The 597-nt window shown below is 37.5% G+C and carries 1 tRNA gene and 1 rRNA gene; both read left to right on the top strand.

From position 1 onward, the window contains the following. Positions 1-27: 27 nt before the first annotated feature. Positions 28-145, top strand: a 5S ribosomal RNA gene (rrf, locus tag HMPREF0381_RS14245). A gap of 4 nt (positions 146-149) precedes the next feature. Continuing rightward, positions 150-222, top strand: a tRNA-Ala gene (locus tag HMPREF0381_RS14240). The last annotated feature ends 375 nt before the right edge of the window (positions 223-597 follow it).

Raw genomic sequence — 597 nt, 5'->3', positions numbered from 1 at the left:
TTTGAAGTTAAAACTAAAAATAAATTTAATGGTGTCGATGCGTCTGGGGGACACACCCGTTCCCATTCCGAACACGATGGTTAAGACTCAGTCGGCCGATGGTACTATACCGGAAACAGTATGGGAGAGTAGGTGGATGCCATTACACCGGGGGTGTAGCTCAGTTGGGAGAGCACCTGCCTTGCAAGCAGGGGGTCAAGAGTTCGAATCTCTCCATCTCCATTGCCAAAAGACTTAATGAAAGTTTTATGGCTTATATGTACCTTGAAAACTGCATACCAAACGAGAAATTATATAAATATTTTATAATTAGACATCCGAGGTATTAATTGCGAAAGTGATTAATATTTAATGCATTATTTACTTGATAAAAACGAGCATAAGCTTGTTTCAAATCTTAGTAAATAAGTAGTTCTTCATACAAATGAAGAGAGTATGAAGAATATCAAAAGTAATAAATTTTAAACATTTGTATGATACACGCTAGTGTCATACAAACACTAAATCTAAATGATTTAAGAGGTTAAACATAAAGAGCGTAGGGTGGATGCCTAGGCACTGACAGCCGAAGAAAGACGTGACAAGCTGCGAAAAGTT

The organism is Lachnoanaerobaculum saburreum DSM 3986, assembly GCF_000185385.1.
Taxonomy (GTDB): domain Bacteria; phylum Bacillota; class Clostridia; order Lachnospirales; family Lachnospiraceae; genus Lachnoanaerobaculum; species Lachnoanaerobaculum saburreum.
The sequence above is the reverse complement of the archived record's forward strand: the minus strand, read 5'-3'. Positions and strand labels throughout refer to the sequence as shown.